Annotated in this window: 17 protein-coding genes; 12 read left to right on the forward strand and 5 right to left on the reverse strand. The window is 29.2% G+C overall.

Annotated features, from left to right (window positions below; all coding sequences use genetic code 4):
• Window positions 1–166 precede the first annotated feature (166 nt).
• Both NPA10_RS00420 and NPA10_RS00425 read left to right on the forward strand, forming a co-directional pair.
• Window positions 167–1624 (forward strand): MATE family efflux transporter, encoded by a 1458-nt coding sequence (locus tag NPA10_RS00420; protein ID WP_256547570.1) that lies wholly within the window; start codon window positions 167–169, stop codon window positions 1622–1624.
• Between the two features lie 114 nt (window positions 1625–1738).
• Window positions 1739–3277, forward strand: a complete 1539-nt coding sequence (locus NPA10_RS00425; protein ID WP_256547571.1) for an MATE family efflux transporter — start codon at window positions 1739–1741, stop codon at window positions 3275–3277.
• A 58-nt stretch (window positions 3278–3335) separates the two neighbouring features.
• Here the strand turns inward: NPA10_RS00425 and NPA10_RS00430 are convergent, their stop codons facing one another.
• The 3 genes from NPA10_RS00430 to NPA10_RS00440 all read right to left on the reverse strand — a co-directional run bounded on the left by NPA10_RS00430 (window position 3336) and on the right by NPA10_RS00440 (window position 8014).
• The gene (locus tag NPA10_RS00430; RefSeq protein WP_256547572.1) at window positions 3336–6089 is read right to left on the reverse strand and encodes a hypothetical protein; all 2754 of its coding nucleotides are present in this window, start codon (window positions 6087–6089) and stop codon (window positions 3336–3338) included.
• A gap of 333 nt (window positions 6090–6422) precedes the next feature.
• The gene (gene upp, locus NPA10_RS00435) at window positions 6423–7043 is read right to left on the reverse strand and encodes a uracil phosphoribosyltransferase (protein WP_256547573.1); all 621 of its coding nucleotides are present in this window, start codon (window positions 7041–7043) and stop codon (window positions 6423–6425) included.
• A gap of 71 nt (window positions 7044–7114) precedes the next feature.
• A complete protein-coding gene (locus NPA10_RS00440; protein WP_256547574.1) occupies window positions 7115–8014 on the reverse strand; it encodes a hypothetical protein in 900 nt (299 codons plus the stop codon).
• A 743-nt stretch (window positions 8015–8757) separates the two neighbouring features.
• Here NPA10_RS00440 and NPA10_RS00445 point away from each other — a divergent pair.
• From NPA10_RS00445 to ylqF, 5 genes are all read left to right on the forward strand, one after another.
• On the forward strand, window positions 8758–9993 hold the full coding sequence (locus NPA10_RS00445) for a DUF2179 domain-containing protein (protein ID WP_256547575.1): 1236 nt from the start codon (window positions 8758–8760) through the stop codon (window positions 9991–9993).
• Between the two features lie 240 nt (window positions 9994–10233).
• The gene (locus NPA10_RS00450) at window positions 10234–10659 is read left to right on the forward strand and encodes a TM2 domain-containing protein (RefSeq protein WP_256547576.1); all 426 of its coding nucleotides are present in this window, start codon (window positions 10234–10236) and stop codon (window positions 10657–10659) included.
• On the forward strand, window positions 10659–12104 hold the full coding sequence (locus NPA10_RS00455) for an MFS transporter (RefSeq protein ID WP_256547577.1): 1446 nt from the start codon (window positions 10659–10661) through the stop codon (window positions 12102–12104). Before NPA10_RS00450 ends, NPA10_RS00455 begins: the two co-directional genes overlap by 1 nt.
• A complete protein-coding gene (locus NPA10_RS00460; protein ID WP_256547852.1) occupies window positions 12094–12816 on the forward strand; it encodes a glycerophosphodiester phosphodiesterase family protein in 723 nt (240 codons plus the stop codon). Before NPA10_RS00455 ends, NPA10_RS00460 begins: the two co-directional genes overlap by 11 nt.
• 110 nt (window positions 12817–12926) lie before the next feature.
• Window positions 12927–13793, forward strand: coding sequence for a ribosome biogenesis GTPase YlqF (gene ylqF / locus NPA10_RS00465; RefSeq protein ID WP_256547578.1), 867 nt, complete (start codon window positions 12927–12929; stop codon window positions 13791–13793).
• Here ylqF and NPA10_RS00470 read toward each other — a convergent pair.
• Entirely contained in the window at window positions 13724–14884 is a 1161-nt protein-coding gene (locus NPA10_RS00470) for a bifunctional folylpolyglutamate synthase/dihydrofolate synthase (RefSeq protein WP_256547579.1), read from the reverse strand. The two genes, ylqF and NPA10_RS00470, sit on opposite strands and share 70 nt — an antisense overlap.
• Window positions 14885–14996: 112 nt before the next feature.
• Between NPA10_RS00470 and NPA10_RS00475 the strand changes: the two genes are divergently transcribed.
• The 4 genes from NPA10_RS00475 (at window position 14997) to NPA10_RS00490 (ending at window position 18394) form a co-directional block, all read left to right on the forward strand.
• Entirely contained in the window at window positions 14997–15308 is a 312-nt protein-coding gene (locus tag NPA10_RS00475; RefSeq protein WP_256547580.1) for an HPF/RaiA family ribosome-associated protein, read from the forward strand.
• 121 nt (window positions 15309–15429) lie between these two features.
• Window positions 15430–16674 (forward strand): serine hydroxymethyltransferase, encoded by a 1245-nt coding sequence (gene glyA, locus NPA10_RS00480; protein WP_256547581.1) that lies wholly within the window; start codon window positions 15430–15432, stop codon window positions 16672–16674.
• A 538-nt stretch (window positions 16675–17212) separates the two neighbouring features.
• Entirely contained in the window at window positions 17213–17800 is a 588-nt protein-coding gene (locus tag NPA10_RS00485; protein ID WP_256547582.1) for a hypothetical protein, read from the forward strand.
• A 57-nt stretch (window positions 17801–17857) separates the two neighbouring features.
• Entirely contained in the window at window positions 17858–18394 is a 537-nt protein-coding gene (locus NPA10_RS00490) for a hypothetical protein (RefSeq protein ID WP_256547583.1), read from the forward strand.
• A 54-nt stretch (window positions 18395–18448) separates the two neighbouring features.
• Here the strand turns inward: NPA10_RS00490 and NPA10_RS00495 are convergent, their stop codons facing one another.
• Window positions 18449–19423: a hypothetical protein gene (locus NPA10_RS00495; RefSeq protein ID WP_256547584.1), complete on the reverse strand. Its 975-nt coding sequence runs from the start codon at window positions 19421–19423 to the stop codon at window positions 18449–18451.
• Window positions 19424–19653: 230 nt separating this feature from the next.
• On the opposite strand from NPA10_RS00495, the gene NPA10_RS00500 reads away from it, so the two are divergent.
• A complete protein-coding gene (locus tag NPA10_RS00500) occupies window positions 19654–20844 on the forward strand; it encodes an acetate kinase (protein WP_256547585.1) in 1191 nt (396 codons plus the stop codon).
• Window positions 20845–20876: the final 32 nt, after the last annotated feature.

Below are 20876 nucleotides of genomic sequence, written 5' to 3' on the forward strand. Positions count from 1 at the left end.
AATAATCAACTTACACATTCAATTTAAATACACACACCTTACAGATGTGTGTATTTTTCGTATATATTAATGGATTTTTAATTATTTGTCAATGTTTATATTTTCGAAACTAAAAACTTATTTCCCTGAAAATTGATCAGAATGAAAATTATATTTTGTCAAAACAGTGCCAATTATCTTTAGTTCAATCTTTTTTGCGTTAAATTCATTTGTCGATAACTTCATGGTAACCTCAATTCCTAATGCGACAGCTTCATTAGGATTTGCAAACTCTTGAACCGCAGCAATCAGCAGCTTTTTTATTGGTGTTGGTGGATTTGGTTCGGTTTTAGTTGGTCAATTTTATGGGGCTAAAAAATATAAGGAAGTGGTTGAAGTCATTAATTATCGAATTAGTTTTTCGTTAATTATTGCGTTAGCATTTTCAATTGCGGCTTGAACTGCACCTGCTCAATTTTTAGATGTTTTCTCTCACGGTCAAGACCGTGATCAAAACCAAACAATTGAATATTTAAACATTATTGCCATTTCTTGAATTTTATTAGCATTTACTTATAATTCAGGGAATTTGTTACGCGAAGTTGCATTTGCCAAATTATCATTTATCTCAACATTAATTACGTTAGTGACTAATATTGTGTTTAACTTAATTTTTGTTTATGTCGCAAATTTAGGCGCAGTAGGAACCGCGTATGCTTCGGTTATTTCTCGGGTTGTGGCTTTGATCTTAAATGTCGCATTTATGTACAAAGCTAAACGGGAAATTACGGTTAACTATTTCATGTTTTGAAGATTTTCTAAAGCGATCATGATTCAATTCAACCGTCGTATGTTAGGTACTATTATTTATTCTTTAGCAATTAATTTAGTAATCTTCAGATCTTCTTTATGAAACTTTGGTTTTCCAACTTTAGGTCCGAGCGAATATCAAGTGACTGGACCTGGAGTATTAGGTTTAGCTTTAGCGGTGGCTAACTTGATGACTTCAAGTTTTCAAGCGATTAATGGCAACATTAATTATTTTGTGGGCCGTTATATTGGAACCGATGATTGAAAACTTGCTTTAAAAAACGGCAAAAAAGTCATGGGAGTTAATTTTCTAGTTTCACTATGATTAAGTCTATCAACTGCAATTTTTATTGTAATTGTCACAGTCATTCCCGGATTTGCTTCGGGTGTTTACACTAGTGCTTATGAACATATGATTAGTACACCAGGAGCATCTGAAGCCAGTGCTGCAGCAGTTGCATCTCAAGCTGAAGCTTATTACCTAGATACTTTACGCAACACTGTTTTAGTAACCGCAGCCTTCAACCCCATTTGAATGTTACTATTAACCACTTTGCGGATTGTGGGCGCAGGAGGACGTAGCAATGCGGTTTCAACTGTTAACTTGTTAACAGGAGTGGGCCAAATTTTATGATTAACTGTAATTGTTTATGTGATTCTACCGCATTCACCAGTTTTACGCCAGAATTTGCCTTTAGCTACTGTGGTCTTTTTTGCTTCTGATTTCTTAAGATGAACTTGTTTCGAATTAATGAAATGAAAAATGAAATGAATTCGTAATCTGAATGTGGAACATGATGGGTTAAAAGAAAAAAATCTAACAACAAATAATTAGTTAAAATTATTAGCAAAGATTTTTTTGATTTATAAACTCAAATCTGAATTCAAAAAAATACACACAAATTGTGTGTATTTTTATTTATCTTTTTTGAAGATCGAGAACAAAATTATGCAGATTTTATCCAAGCTGAAAGCATATTTTCCAGATAATCGTGCTGAATGGAAATTATATTTAGCAAAAACAATTCCGATTGTTTTTGGTGCTCTTTTTTTCGCCCTAAATTCATTCGTTGATAATTTCATGGTGACTTCTATTCCTAATGCCACAGCTTCATTAGGGTTTGCTAATTCCTGAACTGCAGTGATTACTAGTTTTTTTATTGGTGTGGGCGTTTTTGGTTCGGTTTTAGTGGGTCAGTTTTATGGGGCCAAAAAATACCAACAAGTAGTTGAAGTCGTCAATTACCGAATTAGTTTTTCTTTATTAATTACACTAATTTTTGCAATTGTGGCTTGAAGTGTGCCTGGTCCTTTTTTAGATGTTTTCTCTCACGGTCAGGATCGTGATCCCGCCCAAACAATTGAGTATTTACGAATTATTGCGATTAGTTGAGTTTTGTTAGCGTTTGCTTATAATTCAGGCAATTTATTACGTGAAGTGGCGTTTGCTAAATTATCATTTATTTCCACTTTAATTACTTTATTTACTAACATTATCTTTAATTTATTGTTTGTTTATGTTGCCAAATGAGGCGCAGTCGGCACAGCTTATGCTTCAGTCATTGCAACTGGAGTAGGTTTAATTTTAAGTGTGGTGTTTTTATACCGTGCTAAACGGGAAATCATGATTAATTACTTTTTGTTTTGAAAGTTTTCAAAAGTGATTTTTATCCAATTTAACAAACGAATTTTAGGCACATTAATTTATAGTGTGGCAATTAATTTAGTTGTTTTCCGTTCATCATTATGAAATTTTGGGTTTCCTTCATTAGGTCCCGAAGAATATCAAGTAACAGGACCAGGAGTGTTAGGGTTAGCTTTAGCGATTGCTAATTTGATGACTTCAAGTTTTCAAGCGATTAATGGCAATATTAATTATTTTGTAGGTCGATTTATCGGGATTGGTGATTGGCAGCTGGCTCTGAGAAATTCGAAGAAAGTAATGGGAATCAATTTTTTAGTTGCACTATCATTAACAATTGCCACAGCACTTCTAATTTATATCTTAACTCTTATTCCTGGGTTTGCATCGGGAGTTCATATTAGCGCTTATAATTACATGGTTAATGTAAAACATGCTTCAGAAGCCGAAGCGACTGCAACTGCGTGAAAGGCTGAAGCCTTTTATTTAAATCATTTACGTGAAACCGTTTGGGTTGCAGCTGTTTATAATCCAATTTGAATGTTATTATTAACAACATTACGAATTATTGGATCAGGCGGCAGAAGTAATATTGTTTCATTAGCAAACATGATTTCAGGGATTTTGCAAATTGTTTGGTTAGCAATTATTGTTTATGCAATCTTACCTTATTCGTCAACTTTACGCGAAAATTTAGCTTTATCAACAGTTTTATTCTATGCATCAGACATCATTAAATGGGGTGGGTTTGAACTAATGAAACTCAAAATGCAATGAATTCGTAACTTAAATGTTGAACACGAAGATTTAGTTGCTAAAGAAAAACTACCACAATTAAATCAATAAATCATAATTATCCAAACAAAAAACCAACCACTATTAGTGGTTGGTTTTTTGTTGATTTTTAAATTTCTTTAAAAATGGTTGATGCATCGGGGAATTTGAGATTATCAAAATTAATTTTAGGCGAGATGAAATTAAAATAAATTGATTTAATCATCTCAATTTTAGCACTGTATTTTCCATTACTATCCTTACCAAATTGATTGGAATTAGAAGGATAAGTAGTTGTAATGACATAAGCATCTAATTCAACAATACTAGAAATTAGGGTTTGCAAGGCTTTTAAAATTGATGGGGATTTGGCTAAGCGACTATTGGGAACTAATGGTTGCTGTAAAATTTTTTCAACTGCTTGCAACAAAGGAATTTTATTAATAGAAATTTGGGGAATAATATCTTGGTTTAATGGATTGTGATAATTAGTTTTAGCAGCTGCTTGTAAACGGTTAATCAAATCTTGATTAACATCGTTATCTGATTGAACACTTTCTAAAATTTTTTGATAAGCAATATCGCGTCCGCCATTATCAATCGTCGTACTTTCTTGAGAGAAGAAAGTGTTATAACTATCGATTTGAGTTTTTTCATAGCCACTTTTTCAAACAATTTGAAAAAGATCAGGATTTTGATAGTTGATTCCAGATCTAGCAATATCAGCCGCTGGAGCGAATGTGCTTAAAGTTTCTAAATCTAATTCAGAATTAATTTGGTAAGTATTTGGATCAGATGCAGAAGCAGAATATAAAGGTACCGAATTGATGGTTTTAGGAATTTCATAAAAAGCACTAGAAACTCCAGCACCAATATGGCTATTAGTTAAAACAAATGGTTGCCGCACGAATTCTTCAAATAATAATTCAATTGGCCGTTTAACCCTTGAAGCCAATTGTTCACTAGTTAAAATTGTTTCATTCTTATTAATTCATTCTGATTTAGATTGTGAATGCGGAACATAAAAATAAGTTAATAGTTCAAACAGCGATTTTAAATCACCAGCTTGAGCTTTTGTTACCAGTCCTGGCAAACCAATCAAACCAAGAAAATCAGTATTATTTAACCGAGTTTGAAATTGATTAAATTTCTCAAAAATTGACATGAGCAACGGATATAAACCAGATAAATCGATGCTAACATGTGCTTGATCAATTTGTCAACCTAAAGTAAAATTAGGTACAATGTTTACATCAAAAGTTCCTGGCATGTCTAATAATAAATTACCATTATCAACTCGATAAGTCATTGCAACAGAGGTGTTAGCAGGAATTTTTAAATCATCTAATTTTAAGTTTTCCATTAAAGTAGATAAAATTCCACTAGCACTATTGTTACCAGTTAAGGGAAAACCAAGCGCATCTAAAAATTTAGTTAAATTAAATAATTTTGTCACATCATAATCAATTAACTTACCGTTATATTGACCTTGACCCTTTAAAGCAAAAGCTAAATCTTTTTTAAAAGTAATTTTTTTAGTATACTCCATGGAAACTTTAGGAGCTTCAGGATTAGTTAAATTAATGACTGGATCTTGTTTTCAAATGATTTGAATATCTAAATATTTAAAAACATATGAATAAAAATCATTGTTTAAAAGTGCATCAATAAAAGCATAAATCTGTTCTAAAGGTGGTAAAGTTTCTCCATTTTCAGGAGTGAAAATATTAATTAAAATATTTCTAGCAAAATTGGGAATGTCAAAATTATTTAACAATGTTTCTTTAGATTCTTTAGTTGGATTGAAATAAAGTAAATCTAAAATTGAATAAAGTTCACCATTATTTTGACGAATGTTAGGGGTAGTAAAATATTTGAGAATGCTATCAACATCACGAGCGACATTAGCATAATAAATTCGATTAATATTAATTTCATTATTAATCAGATCAGCTTTAATTTGTTCGGGAGTTAGACGATTAATTTTTTGTGTTGCCTCTTCATAAATATTTTTGAAATCGTATGACTCATTAATTTGAGTGTAATAAATATTGTGAGCAAAACTTCGGTGAATCAGTACTTCTAAATCATCAACTTGTAAAAAATTATTGGTTTCATCTGATGAAACATTAGCTCTAGAACTGATCGCAGATTGTTCGTTGAGTTTAGCAGAATCATAAACAAATTTTTGTAAATAAGCAACATCAACATTAATTGGTTCACTTCTGCGACTTAATTTTCAGGAAGAAAAATATTTTTCAATGTCACCCTCATAAGTATTACTCTTACGATATCAGGGTTCAACATTGACCTGTTCTGCTAGCACAGTTATTTGTACTTTAGAATTGGGTTGAATAACAATTTTATTAAATAATTTAAATTCATTATCATCGCTGTTAGTTAATTCAAATACTAACCGGAAGTTATTTAAAATTGATTGGGTTTTAGATAAATGTTCTAATTGGAACTGTAAATCTAATTTCTCAAAATCAATGGCAATGTTTGGCTCTAAAAAAGTTAAAAACCGTAAATTATCTAAAATATCATTAGTGATATCTGGAGTGGATAATTTAGTAATTGATTCTTTATAAACGAATGAATTTAATAAAAAATTTAAATCAATATCATAACCAAATTCACTGAATTCACTGAAAAGATCAGATATTTTACCCAATTGACTGGGTTTGTAAAAATTATCAGAAAATTTTAAGTCTTTAAATTCACTTCTTTTGTAATTATTAGTTAATTTTTGAACTAGATCTTCATTTGATAAATTTTTCAAACCGCTTTTATTCATTTCGTTGCGAAGAAAGCGATTAGTAATTTTCGGAGCACAAGCTGCAAGAGTAACTGTTGACAATAATCCTAGAGATAATCAAGTCATTCTTTTTCGCAACTTTAGCTTCTTAAATTTATTTTTGAACATGTTTAAGAAAGATTTGCTGTTGCATATCAAAATAAATAACTGATGTTATTTATTTTGAAAAGTTATCTTTTATTTTTGTTTTATATATTTGTATCAAATGTATTAACTAAATGATTAATTATTCAATGGAATAATATTGTGTTAATACTTAGTGAACTTCATTTTATACAAAGAATGGGATTTAATTTAAAAATTTTCTTTAAAAATTAAATCAATTAAAAAAATTTTACAGAGTAAAAAATAAAAAACTATCTCCTTAAAATAAGCAGATAGTTGTCGATTTTATCAGAATTATTTAGTTTTGAACAACCGATCACCAGCATCACCTAAACCTGGTACGATATAACCTTTATCATTCAATTTTTCATCTAATGCAGCGCAAAAAACTTTGACATCTGGATGAACTTGTTTTAATTTAGTTAATCCTTCAGGTGCAGCAACTAAGCCGATGACAGAAATTGTTAATGGTTGATAAGTTTTAATAATTTCAATAGCAGAAATAATGGAATTGGCGGTTGCAATCATTGGATCACAAATAATTACATCACTATTTTTAACGTTAGTAGGAATTTTTTCGTAATATTTAATTGGGACTAGATTTTTTTCATCTCGGTAAAGACCAATATGACCAATACTAGAATTAGGCATTAAATTTAATAAAGCATCAGACATAGTTAATCCAGCGCGTAAAATGGGCACGATAACTACCTCATTTTTTAGTCGATATCCAATGGTTTTAGCAACTGGAGTTTGAATTTCTTTGGGACTAATTAAGAAATTTTTGGTTGCTTCATAAGCAATTAATTGAGTAATTTCGTATAAATTATTACGAAAAATTACTGAACTAGTTTCTTCATCTCGCATGCGAGATAATTTATCCTTAATTAAAGGATGATCAATAATAAGATGCATGATTGGTTTCTTATGTTTACTGATTTTCTTTGAAATGATAAAACCTTTTCAAAATTAAAGGTGATTATAATTTATTTTTTGGGACGATTGAAATATATTTTGTGAACCTTGTTAGTATAAACGCCCACGAAGACACTATCAATTGATTGAAATACTTGTTTTAGTTGATAAGTAAGTTCTACTAATTCTTCATAAGTTGTGATTGTCCGATCAATCACTAGAAAAACTTGCAAATATTGTTGTTTGGCTTTTAAACGATCATTCACTAAGCCAAAAGCAAAATTATAATCAGTGTGTAATTGAAGATTGAAACTGACTTTTAATAGATCTTTTCGAGGGACGCGTTCTAAAACGGCCTTAAAAGTGAAAAAGTCTTTAATGGAAACTTGATCAAAATTAATGGTTTTTCAACTACTTTGATGAAAAATTTTTTGAGCTAAAAAATTTGCTTCTTTAATTAAACCATTTTTTTCTAAAGTTTGAAATTGTAATTTAGTTTTAGCAATTATTTTTTCCCGGTTGTATAAAGGTTTTTGTATTTCTTTGGGAGGGAGATGATCAATCACTTCTTTAGGGCTTTTTAAAACATAATCAAATTGTCCATTTTCTAGACCCCAATAACCTGAATTGATAAAATAATAAAAAGTTAAAAACCCAAAAGGCATGATGAAAAATAAATTATAAAAAGTTCATTTCTTCATTTTTCATTGCTGGATATGATAGGAATGGTATCAAAAAAGAACAATGAAGATTAAACTAATGCCAAAACTAATACTCATACCAATAAGACTAGATTTAATATCCAAAAAAATAAAGTTAGTATTAATTGTTAATAAAACAATTCGCGACAAACTTCGTCAAATGTTAATTGCTAAAATTCAAAAAAAGAAGCAAGCAAGCAGATTAGCAATTGAAATTAATCCGACAAAAGCTCTTAATCAATTAACAAGATTTTTTACTGTTTTTTTCATACACTAAATACTTTTTGGTTTTTAATGGCTTAATTATACAAAAAGAAAACCCAAGGAGTGAAGCCTTGGGTTTTTCGCTATAAAGTTTTGTGAAACTATCATAATCCGTTGATTAGCTTCTCGAATTAAAGACGCAATTGCTAAAATATTATCTTCAACATTCATTTGACGCCTGGTAAAGTAAAAAAACAATATCTTACTTTCTTGTTGAGCTTCTTGCCGGCAATGTGCTTCTTAAACATTGTCAGCTTCGTACCATCTAGCGCACACTAGTTTTCCCTTGCATGACCTAAAGTCTAAAGAAAGAACTGATGGTTGCATAGTTGAAACTAACTAACCAATTTTAATCGGACAGAACCTTAAAGTTGACCATCGCAAAAATAATTTACTGAGTCGCACCCACGAGTTGTCATTGAATTTGTTTCTAATTTTTGTTAATCACAGCAGTAATTAAAAAAACCGCACAACATCATATAAACGTGAGTAATTTTAACAAAATTAAATGAGAATAAAAAAATTTTTTAAAGTTTTATGAATTAAAAAACTTTTTGAATTGGTTGAATTAATTCGGCAACTAATGACTAAAAAGAAGGTTCTTTTTACTTATGAATAAAGAGTATTTAATCGGGATTTAAGTGATTTTTTAATCAGGCTAAAATTATTAGCATATAATTAATCCTTAAGAAAGGAATTGTCAAAATTAACGCTAAAAAATGCAAATTTAAATCAAAAAAGGTGGATTTATGATTGATGACCAACTAAAAAAAGATAAATTCCAAAAGGGATTTAAAAAAATTTTTAGTAAAGAGTGAAACTATGGTCAGATTAATGTTCGTAGTATTAATTTTGGCAGCCTAAAATTTACTTCGTATTATGATCGTAAAAATATTTTACGACGCTATTTATTATCAGCCATCATTGGCGCAATTATTGGGGTTTTTAGTTTCTTTTTTCTTCAGAATGCGGGAATCTACAACTTAGGTATTTTTGGCCTCTTTCAAGGAATTTCTCGATTAGTCTTTTTTGAAATGACCTTTTCAGGTTATTCACAATACCAAACTAAGATCGTTTTTAATTTATTATTCTGGTCGTTAAACTTATTTTTCAATATTCCCTTTGCTTTTTTTGGGTATTTTAAAGTGGGCAAACAATTTGCAATCATTTCGATCATTAACATTATTTCAGGCACAATTACCGGATTAATTATTTCTTCAATTCCCCAATTAAATAATTTCTTTATTTTCGGTGATCCATTAACCTTTAATCAAGAATTACGCGCTGCTAATATTCAAATTCTTTTGTGACACAATGTGCAAAAATTAAGTAGTGGCGAATTTGTAAATGATTCATCACGGGTTGTAATTATTTTAATTTATGGGTTAGCAACCGGATTTTTCACTTCTTTTCCAGCAGCTTTAATTTTTATTTTAGGAGGATGTCGAGGAGGATTAGATTGATATCTTTTTTATTACAGTAAAAAAACCATGAAATTTTTTGGTGTAGTAACAATGTATATTAATTTAGTAATTACTTTTGTATCCTTCATTCTTGGTTCGTTTATTCCTTATGCAATTTTTGTCAACCATTCACCCGATTGAACTGGAAGAAGAGTGGTTGATGTTCAAAATTTATTTTCTCCAGTCTTATTAGCCACTTTGTTATCAGCATTCATTCGTAAGCAAGTAACCCAAAAATTTTATCCGCAATATGATGTGGTTTCTTTAAAAATTTACACTGACAAAATCGAAGAAATCCGGGAAGTTTTTTTAGCTGAAAAACTTGCTCATGCTTTTACGATCAATCGCTCTATCGGGGGATATTCACTAAAAAGTCACCCAAATATCGAAATTGTTTGTTTTTATAAAGAAGTGCCCAAGATTACTGAAATGGTGCGCAAATATGATGAGCACTGTTTAATTATTACCAATCGGGTGATTAGTATTCAGGGAAATTTTCGAGTTCAATCGGATCTTGATTAGTAACAATCAAAAAAAATTCTGCAAAATCTTGCAGAATTTTTTTATTTACTTAGGGATCAATATAATCTGAAAAATCATACGAAGATTATTTAAGAAATTTTTAGAATGGTATAATTATTTTTGTTAAACAAATTATTTTAAAAATTCGATTCAAATCTCAACTTTTTTGTAGCTAAAATGAATCGAATTTTTTTATGAATTTGGTTACTATTCTTAAACAATTTATTCATTATTTTCTATATGAAAAAAATAAAAATTCTTCTTACTGAAGAAGAAATTAAAAAGGATATAGAATTAGCTCAACACTTAAATAGTGAGGGGAAAATTGATTCTGAGATGCGTTTTTCAGGTCGATGATCTGAAGGAACATCTAATTTGAATTACTATACCAATTTGTTACTAGCAATTTTTTTAGGTATTTTCGGAATTGACCGTTTTTATTTAAGAAAATATATTTCAGGTGTTACTAAAGTTTTTTTCATTATTTTTTGCACACCTTTTTTCTTGTGATTAATTTTGGGAACAAAACTTTATGAAAGCTATCCTGATGTAATTGTTATTTTTTCGTTATTGTTTTTTTTAACTGCTTTTTTGTTTTATTTTTTAGACATCTATTTTGCAATTAGAAATCCGCGTGATGCTGATTTCAAAAAGTTGGTACGCTAATGAGCTTATTTGCCAGAATTAAAGCTTTAGGTCTAAAAAGATTTCTTGCTATTTTATTTTTAGCTGCAGCTGATGTGTTTGTAATTGCTGCACCATATTATTTAAAGTCATTAATTCCAAATTTACAACTTTATCTAGGAGTAAAAGAAGCGGATATTTCATTAATGACTTCGATCATTGGTTGGGTTACTCTTTTAACTCAATTACCTGGTGGGTGATTAGCCGATAAGTTTAGTTCGCGAAAGTTATTAATTTTAGCTGTAGTAATTACTGGATTTGTTACTTATTGATTTGGTACTTTAATCTTATGCAGCGATCGAATTAACGAGCAATCTTTAAGAGCACAATATTTTTTAATTTTTGCTGTTTGAGGGGTTAGTTCAACCTTAATTTTTTGATCGCCACTAATCAAATTAATTTCTCAACAAACTGATAAACAAAATCAAGGTTTTATTTATGGTTTACAAGGCTCATTAAACGGGGTTGTAGGATTAATTTTTGTTTTTTTAATCGGAATTATTGTGACTTCGGTAAGCACTCGTTATGTAACTGTTGATAATGTTACTTCTGAAGTTCGTTATGTAATACCATTTGCAGTTTATGTATACATTTTTGGAACGATTTTAATTGGTATTGGAATAGGAGTTTACTTTTTTATTGCCGAGAAAAAATCAAATGAAAAATCTAGCATTAGTCTAAAAGAATTATTTTTAGTGATGCAAGATTGAAAAGTTTGAGCCCTTTCTTTCTTTATTTTAGGAATGTACATGTTCCAATCAACGTTTGCTTATTATTTAAACCAAATGTTGGTTAATACCATTAATTTCCCAGTGATTGCACTGACTGTAATCGGGGGAATTCGATTATATGGATTACGTTTTTTTGTTAGTGCTTGAGTAAGTAAGTGATCTGATCGTTTAGGTTCAATTACTCTAGCTTTGATTCTTGCTTTATTTTTAGGTTTAATCCTAACTGTGATTTTTATTTTCTTACCAGGGGTTGAGGGAACAGGATTAATGATTTATGTACAGTATTCACCAGTGGCTAAAATTGTTGTTGCTGTTTTCATGGTTTGTTTATTCTTCATTTCTTCTGTCTTATCCTGAATTATGGTAACTTTACGTTACGCTCAAGTTGCTGAAATCCAACGCCCAAAAAATTCTTATGGTGCTGTAACAGCAGTAATGTCATTCATTGGTTTTTCTTCTGATGCTTGATTCTATCAATTAGCGGGCAGTATTCAAGCAAATCCGTTATACAAAGTTACTGATGCTAACAATAATGAACACACTAGTCAAGGTGGATACCAAATCATTATTGCAATTGGCATTGCGGTTTCAATGCTTGGTTTACTTGCTGGATTTTTGGTTTGATACTCTAATTACCGTGTGATGAAAACACACAATTTACGTTACTTTAGATGAAGAGAGTTAAATAATGTCTAAACAATTTTTATTAGCCCACCGTGGGTATAGTGCAATTGCTCCTGAAAACACTGAACTAAGTTTTGATATTGCTGAAAGATTTGGTTTTGATGGAATTGAAATTGACGTCCATCTAACCAAAGATAATCAATTAGTGATAATCCACGATGAAACAACGGGCCGTACTGCTGGGTTTAACTGCGAAGTTAACAAAGTTACTCTAGGTGAATTAAGAAGTCTAGATTTAGCAAAAAATTTTGTTCCAGGTAGTATGCCCCAACAAATCATGACTTTAGAAGAATTCTATGATCGATATTTACATGTTGAACATTTCCGTTTTATTAATGTAGAAATTAAAACCGATATCATCCATTATGAAGGTATTGAACAACGCATTCATGAATTATCCATTAAATATCCCGAAGCAAAAGATAAAATTATTTTTTCTTCTTTTAACTTTGATTCTTTAGTAAAAATGCGTGAATTAGATAAGGAATGGAAATTAGGCTTTTTATTTTGGACTCGTTCACAATTAGAAGCAATTGATCCTAAAAAAATCAAAAGCATTTGTCAATTCATTCATCCATGAACTAAAATATATGACAAAATGAAAAAAGAAATTTTAGCCTTTAAAAAACCACTTTGTCTGTGAACAATTCGAGATCGTAAAAAATATGAACAATATCTAGAAGATGATGCTGTTTATGTGCAAATCTCTAATTACAAATTCTAAAATATTTTCATACAAAAAATCATCTTGAAAAAGATGATTTTTTGTTTTTATAAACCAATCAATTCGGACTGAATGAGTTAAAGAAATGATTTTAGTTTAGAATTACACATATGACTAATTCTAAAAAAATTTTAAACCTAACTCCAATCAATGCTAACAGTCGGGTTAACTGATTTCCTGGGCACATGCATAAAAGCGTACAAGAAATTGAAAAAATTAAATCACAGATTGATTTAATCATCGAAATCAAAGACGCACGAGCACCTGTGGCTAGTGATAATCAAGAATTGAGTCAAATTTTTGCTCAAAAACCAATCTTAAAAATTTATCTTAAAAAAGATTTGGCAGATCAATTAATTGATACCAAATTAAGTTTTTGTGTTTTTGATAAAAATGTTCGCACCAATATTATTCGAGCAATTGAGCAGGCCTTAAAACCCAAATTAGATCAAGCCTTAAGAAAAGGAATGAAAAACCCGATTCTGCAAGTTTTAGTTTGTGGATTGCCTAATTTAGGTAAATCAACTATTATTAATAAATTAGTTCAAAAAAATGTTGCTAGAGTTGCTGATACTCCAGGATTGACTAAAGCTTTTACTCGATTTCGCTTTCACCAAAATATGTGAATTTATGACACACCTGGCATTTTTTATCGTCGGGTGGAAACTGATGAAATTGGTTACCAGTTAGCATTAATTGGAGCAATTAAACGCGATTTAATTCCTTTGCAAAAAACTTTGGCGTATGCTTACGATTTCTTGTTAAACAATTATTCACCACTTTTAAAAAAATTAATTCAAATTGATCCGCCCGAACTATTTGATGATTTTATTTTAATTTTGTGTCAGCAAAAAAAATTTATTAAAAAAAGTAATGTGTGAGATGTTGAAAAAGCTATGTGGTATTTTTATGATTTAATTCGTACTGGTAAAATCGGTCTCATTTCTTGAAATTTATCTAATGATAAAAGATCATAAACAGCGGAAATAAAATAAATAGAGCCACAAAAAACAATTAAATACTCTTGTTGCATTTGTGCAACAAAAGTTTTAATCTGATCCCATTCTAACTGTGAAACTGCAGTATCAACATCATCCTTTGCAATTGCTTTATCATGTTGAAAAAAACTTACATAAAAACGATTCGCTAACTTTTTGGATAAGTACTTAATTGATTTTTGATAATTTTTAGTTTGTAAAGATGAGTAGACAATAATGATTTTCTGATGTGCAAAATTTTTTCTTAAATTAGCGTACATCTTTTTAATGCCGTGAAAATTATGTGCACCATCTAATAAAACATTATTGCTAAACAAAGATAGTCTGCCTAAAATATTTTTCCTAAAAATTTCATAATCTAGTTTGTAGTTAAAGTATTTGCAAAATTTAATTAAACTACAAGCCGCGTCATTAATAAACAAATCATTACTAATTTGTCTGTAATTAACAAAAATTAAATCTTGACGAATTTTTAACAAAATGGGTTTAATGTTTTTATTGCTATAACTAATAAATACAGGTTCTTGTTTTTTTGCAATTAATAATTTTTGAGCAGCAATAGCATCAATAGTTGATCCTAAAACATCTTGATGATCAAAAGACAGGCTAGTAACTAAAGTAGCCAAATTATTTTTGAAGACATTGGTAGAGTCAAATTCACCCCCAATTCCAGCTTCAAAAACACAAAGATCACAACCTTGAGCATTAAAGTGCATGATGGCAATTCAAGTGAATACTTCAAAAAAATTAATGGACTGATTATTAACTCATTCCTTAATTTGTTGTAAATATTTGATCAAATCAGTATCACTAATCATTTGTCCATTTACTTTAATGCGTTCGTTATGATCAATAAAACTGGGAGAGGTAAACAATCCAACTTTATAACCATTTTGAATCAAAGTTTCAGCCAAAAAATTGGATAATGATCCTTTGCCATTAGTCCCCACAATATGAATCACTTTTAGTTTTTTATGAAAATTAGAAAATTTTTTTAAACGTTTTTTAAAACGTTCTAAATTACCACGATCTAAGTTAAAATCTTGAAAAAGTTCAATTGTATTTTTCATGTTCCTGGCTTGTTCGGCTTGGTTTTAAATCCAGAAAGCCGTTTTTTAATATAAAATAAAGTTAGATTTATTAAATAATTTTAATAAATTAATTATTCATAAAGGTAGCAAAATGAACGATCTACATTTACAAATCCGCTGAAAAGGGATGGAAAAAGATCCAGTTGTTGAAGCCTATTTGCAAGACAAACTGTCCAAGTTATTAGAATTTAATTTTGTTAATTCTGAAGAAACCTTTAAAGCTGAAGTAGTTTACTACGAAAAAAGTAATAAATACAAATCTTCATTAGCTTTTGGGGTGAAAGGAAAACCAGGAATTTATGCTGAATCTGGCCAATTTCCTAATTTACAACATTCCATTAACGAATTAGTTGAAAAATCATTAGACCAACTACGTCGAATTAAAACCCAATTTAAGAAATAGTTATTTTTTAATTTAAAATATTTTAAATAAGTTTCAAAATCAATTAAAAGGGATTTTGAAACTTATTTATTTATGCTTAGCTATTTAAATTTAATGAATTAATTAAAAAAAGGATAACTTGATGGATTCTAAAAACCAAGCACGATTAAATCAAATTAATGAATTATTAAAATTAGAAGAGCAACGGCAAAACGAACACATTGAACTAATTGCTAGTGAAAATTTTGTTTCTGCTGATGTCTTACGTCTAACCGGAAGTATTTTAACTAATAAATATGCTGAAGGTTATCCTGGAGCCCGATATTATGGGGGGTGTGAATACATTGATGGTATTGAATCAATGGCTATTGATTTAGTCAAAGAAATGTTTGACTGCCGGTTTGCAAACGTTCAACCCCATGCAGGAACACCCGCTAATTTTGCAGTTTATTTAGCTTTAGTACCCGCTGGTGGCAAAGTGATGGGGATGGATATTAATGCTGGAGGACATTTAAGTCACGGTACTAAAGTTTCATTTTCAGGAAAACTATATGAATGTGTGGCTTATGGGGTGGATCCAGAAACTTTATTATTGGATTATGATGCCATTGAAGCTCAAGCTTTGGCTGAAAAACCCAATATGATTATTGCTGGTGCTTCTAATTATTCACGAGTGATTGATTTTGAACGATTTAAAGCAATTGCTGAAAAAGTTGGTGCTTTTTTATTGGCTGATGTTTCACATATTGCTGGATTAATTGTGGGCGGGCAACATCCTAATTGTTTTCCGTGGTGTGATGTAATGATGACAACCACTCATAAAACTTTACGAGGACCGCGGGGAGCAATTTTAGCTTGGAATAATCCAAAATTAAGTCGCAAAATTAATAGTGCTGTTTTTCCAGGAACACAAGGCGGACCCTTAGAACATGTTATTGGGGCAAAAGCAGTTGCTTTTTGTGAGGCTTTAAGTCCTGAATTTAAAGAATACGCTCAAAAAATTGTAACTAATGCTAAAGCTTTTTGTCAATGATTTTTGGATAAAGGGGTGAAAGTTCTGACTAATGGAACTGACAACCATTTATTTACCTTAAATATTTTAGATAGTTACGGAATTACTGCTGATCATGTGGAGAAATGATTAGAAAGTGCTAATATCACAACCAATAAAAATACCATTCCTTTTGATACCCAAACTCCACAAAAACCAAGTGGTTTACGTCTAGGTGTAGCAGCGATGACAACTAAAGGATTTGACGAAAAAGATTTTGTGCAAGTTGCAGAATGAATTGACCAAATTATTCGTTCTCAAGGGGCTGAAGAAGTGATTGGAACAGTGAAACAGAAGGTTCTAAATTTATTAAATTTAAAGGGTCAATTAAATTAAAAGTCAAGAATCAAAATTAAAAAACCTATGCGGTGAAAGCATAGGTTTTTTAATTTTTATGTTACTTTTATTCTGATTAAACTATTCAATTTTTGAAGATAATTCACTTTTTAGTCTCAAATTAAATAATTATTATTTGATAAGTGGGCTTTATATTTTAACAAATGGGATAAATACAAGTTTTTACATGGTTTTTGGACCATATAAAGTTAAGTGTAGTTTGCCAAACTAAATAATAATTTAACTTTATTAAAATCAAAAAGGATTACAATTAATTATGTTGTGAGAGATATTAAATTTAATCATTGTTATGAATGAATTTTTTAATATAAAACAGATTTTTTTCAAATGAATAACTAGTAATTTGGTCTTTATTGAGATCAAAAATTATAAATTTTTACAACGTAGAATAATTTATTCAAGATAACTTAGAAATTCATTAATTTCATCAGTCGATCAAGAAGATGATTATTTTCATTTTTAAAAAAATTAATACCTAATAATTAATAAATTAGGATTAGTTCTAGGTTTAACTAATATGAAAAAAGTTGCCTCTTTCTCTTTATTGAGTGTTTTTATTATTACTTCTTTTGCAATTGCTTTATTTTTATCGCAAAATGTTTTTGAAGTTTTGTTGCCTTTTAATTATTTTTCTGCCTTTTTTATTGTGTTATTCTCAATAATGAGCGTCTTTACATCTTTATTAGTTTTTAATCATGTGAAAAAAACTAATTGAGCAAAATGGAAAATAATAATCTACTCCCTAGTTCCAAGTTTAATGTTTTTTGAAAAAAGCAATATTAATTTCTATTTAGATTATTCAGTTGCTGACTGATTGCTACTATTTTGATACGCATTAGTTATTGCGATCTTTACTAATCACTTTACTCTTATTGATTTATTTTCTAGAAACTTTAATTTTGGAGCTATTCCTTCTCTTTGAGTAACACTACCGTTGTTTATGTTGAGTAGTATTTTTGTTATTTGTTCAATTATTTTTTTTGTCTTTAGTTGAACAATTTCTATTAAACAGCGTTTTTTTCATAAATCAGATTCATTTAAAAATACTATTGGTTTTATTTTAGTTCCTTGAATCTATATTTTAAGTAAAACAGAAAACAATTAAAAATTCAATTTAATTAAACTACTTTAATTTAAATTAAATTTTTCATGAAAGGATTTTATGACCGGACTTGTTAAATATATTCCTGATCGATTTAGTAAATATAAAATTGCTCGCAATGCAACAATTGCAAAAGTAATTTTGCACTTATTAGGTTTTATTTTTATCATTGTTATCATTTCTGTTTTTAATTGATTAACTAATGAAATTCATCTAAAATATTCTCCCGTTGATAGTGAATCTACTGCGCAATTAATGTGACAAGATTATTCTGATTTAGTAAGTTTAGTTTACTTTTTATCAGCTGCCACTGCTTTAACATATTTAATTAACTTGATTTTATCCATCTTATTATTTGCAATTTCTACATATTGAAAAAGTGAAATTAAACAAAATATTAAAAAACATAAAAACTACGAATGATTCTGATTTTTTAATTTTTACAGTTTAGTTTTTCAAATTATTGCTATCTTGTGAATTTTTGCATTCATCGCTGATATTGTATCGCTTGTTAAATTACATAAATTTTTCAAAGAACTTGATAAACAAGAAATGCAACAAGAAAACTACAATTCAAATCTTTTGGTTGCAAGTTAAAAACAATTAAATCAATAAAAAAACCTTATGCATTGTCTGCATAAGGTTTTTTTATTATTCGTTTTCTTCGTCGTTAGAAGAATCTTCAAAATTAATGGTTTCAGAATCGTAATAATTCTGTAGAAAAGTAGATTGACAATACTTTAAAATACGGGGTGATAAATTGTAAAGTTTTTTTAGAATTGAGTTATATCGAAGATCTCATTTCACATATTTAGTTAATGCTAAACGTCATTGATCAACGTATAAATTTCAGAAATAAGCAATGTCTTGAATGTTTTGAAAATCAGTATAGACATTATTTTCTTTTAAATATTGTTTTAATAAGAAAAATCCAGAACGGCCAAAATTTTCATCTTTTAACATTAAATTAACCATAACGTAAATGAAGGCATGATCAAAACTAGTTGCTCGTTTCAAAATTAATTCTTCAATTTCGACATTAATTAAAATTCAATTAAAAAATTGTGGTGCAATTTTTTCAAAATCAATAATAATAGATCTAAAATTATCATCTTTGATTTTTAAATAATGTAATGTTTTTAAATAGGAATTTTTATTTTGAAATGATTGGGACAGAAAAGAGCTAATATAATTTTTAAAAATAATTAAATCATTTTGTTCTAGAAATTTAATTAGATTTTGATAGTCTTCAATTGTTTCTAATTGTTCTAATCTATAGCGTTTGAATTTTGAATCATAATGAATTTTAGAACCATAAACATTTTTAAAATCAGCTAAATTGGGTTTGATTTTATTTAAGTTGGATAAAGTGTAATTATGATAAAAATGCATTAAAGATTTATGATCATAATGATTTATTTCAGCAATATATTCATTTGCTGTTCTTTCAAATTCACTAATATTTTCTTGATTTACTGATTCTTGAACAACTTGATTCTTATTGGAAGAATTTGTTGATAAGGATTTTTCGTTATTTTCAATTTTAGACTCTTCTAAAATTTGTGAATCAATCTTTTCAGTTGATTGTTCTTTTTTAGATTTTTTGATTTTACTGAAAAAATTCATAGTAAAAAGAAGTCCTTTAACCATTAAGCCTAATTTAATGGCTAATTGTTTTTCAAATAATTTATTACAAAATTTTTATTGCCATAACAAAGGTAGCAAAAATGCTTTTATATAAATTATACTTAAATAATTTTTGATTTTTAGATTTTCAAGTTTACTTTTTTGATCTGATTTTCAGATTTAATATTAAAATTTAAATTTATGTTAATACAATCAGATTGAAACTAAAAATGAATAAACAAATTTTGATTATTAATGCAGGGAGTAGCTCAATTAAATATTCCTTGTATTCATTAGAACAAAATGCTCCTTTAGCCGAAGGAATTTGTGAGCGAATCGGCATTGATGGTAGCTTTAGCATCAAATATAACGGCCAAAAAGAAGAAGCAAAGGCTGATTTTTCAAATCATGAAAAGGCTTTAAAATTTTTATTTTCCTTTTTAGAAAATAAAAAAATTTTAGAAAACCGTAATTCCATTGTAGGTGTAGGCCATCGAATTGTGCAAGGTGGAAATTATTTTAAAGATTCTACTTTACTAGAAACTAAAGAAATCGCGAAGATTAAAGAATATATTCCTCTAGCACCATTGCATAATGAACCAGAAGTTTTAATTGTGGAAGAAATGCAAAAATTATTACCTCATGCTGGTAATGTTGGAGTTTTTGACACATCATTTCACCAAACCTTAACTGATGAAAATAAAACTTATGCTATTAATCACCAATTAGCTCAAGATTTAAAAATTCAACGGTATGGTTTTCACGGAACTTCTTATAAATTCATTACTGAAAAGATGCGAGCTATTTTAAACAAAGATAAAGTCAATATTATTGTGGCACATTTAGGTAATGGTGCTTCCATTACAGCTATTCGTGAAAATTTATCCATCAATACTTCAATGGGACTAACTCCACTAGAAGGTTTGGTAATGGGGACTCGAAGTGGTGATATTGATCCAGGAATTTTTAATTATTTAAGTCAACAATTAAAATTAGATCCCCAAAAAATTGATACTTTATTAAATAAAGAGTCTGGCTTATTTGGGATTTCTGGTACTGCAGATATGCGGGATGTAATTGCCGGATCTAAAGCTGGTAAACCCTTATCAACATTAGCTTTGAACTTATTTTGTAAACGAGTAGCTAATTACATTGTGATGTATGCAAATGATTTAGCGGGCAAAGTTGATGCAATTGTCTTTACAGCTGGTATTGGAGAAAATGCTTTTCCAGTTCGAGCTTTAGTTTGCGAAAAAACTCCATTGTTAGGACTAGAAATTGATCCAATAAAAAATGAAGGTTCTGTTGGAGCATTTCAAGTAATTTCATCAGAAAACTCTAAAATTCCAGTTTATGTAGTTCGCACCAACGAAGAATTAATGATTTTTAATGATGTAAAACGGATTTTAAAATTAGCCTAATTTGGTCCAAATAACAAAAAAAAAAAAAAAGT

This window comes from Mycoplasmoides fastidiosum, assembly GCF_024498275.1.
In the GTDB taxonomy this organism is placed as follows: domain Bacteria; phylum Bacillota_I; class Bacilli_A; order Mycoplasmatales; family Mycoplasmoidaceae; genus Mycoplasma_N; species Mycoplasma_N fastidiosum.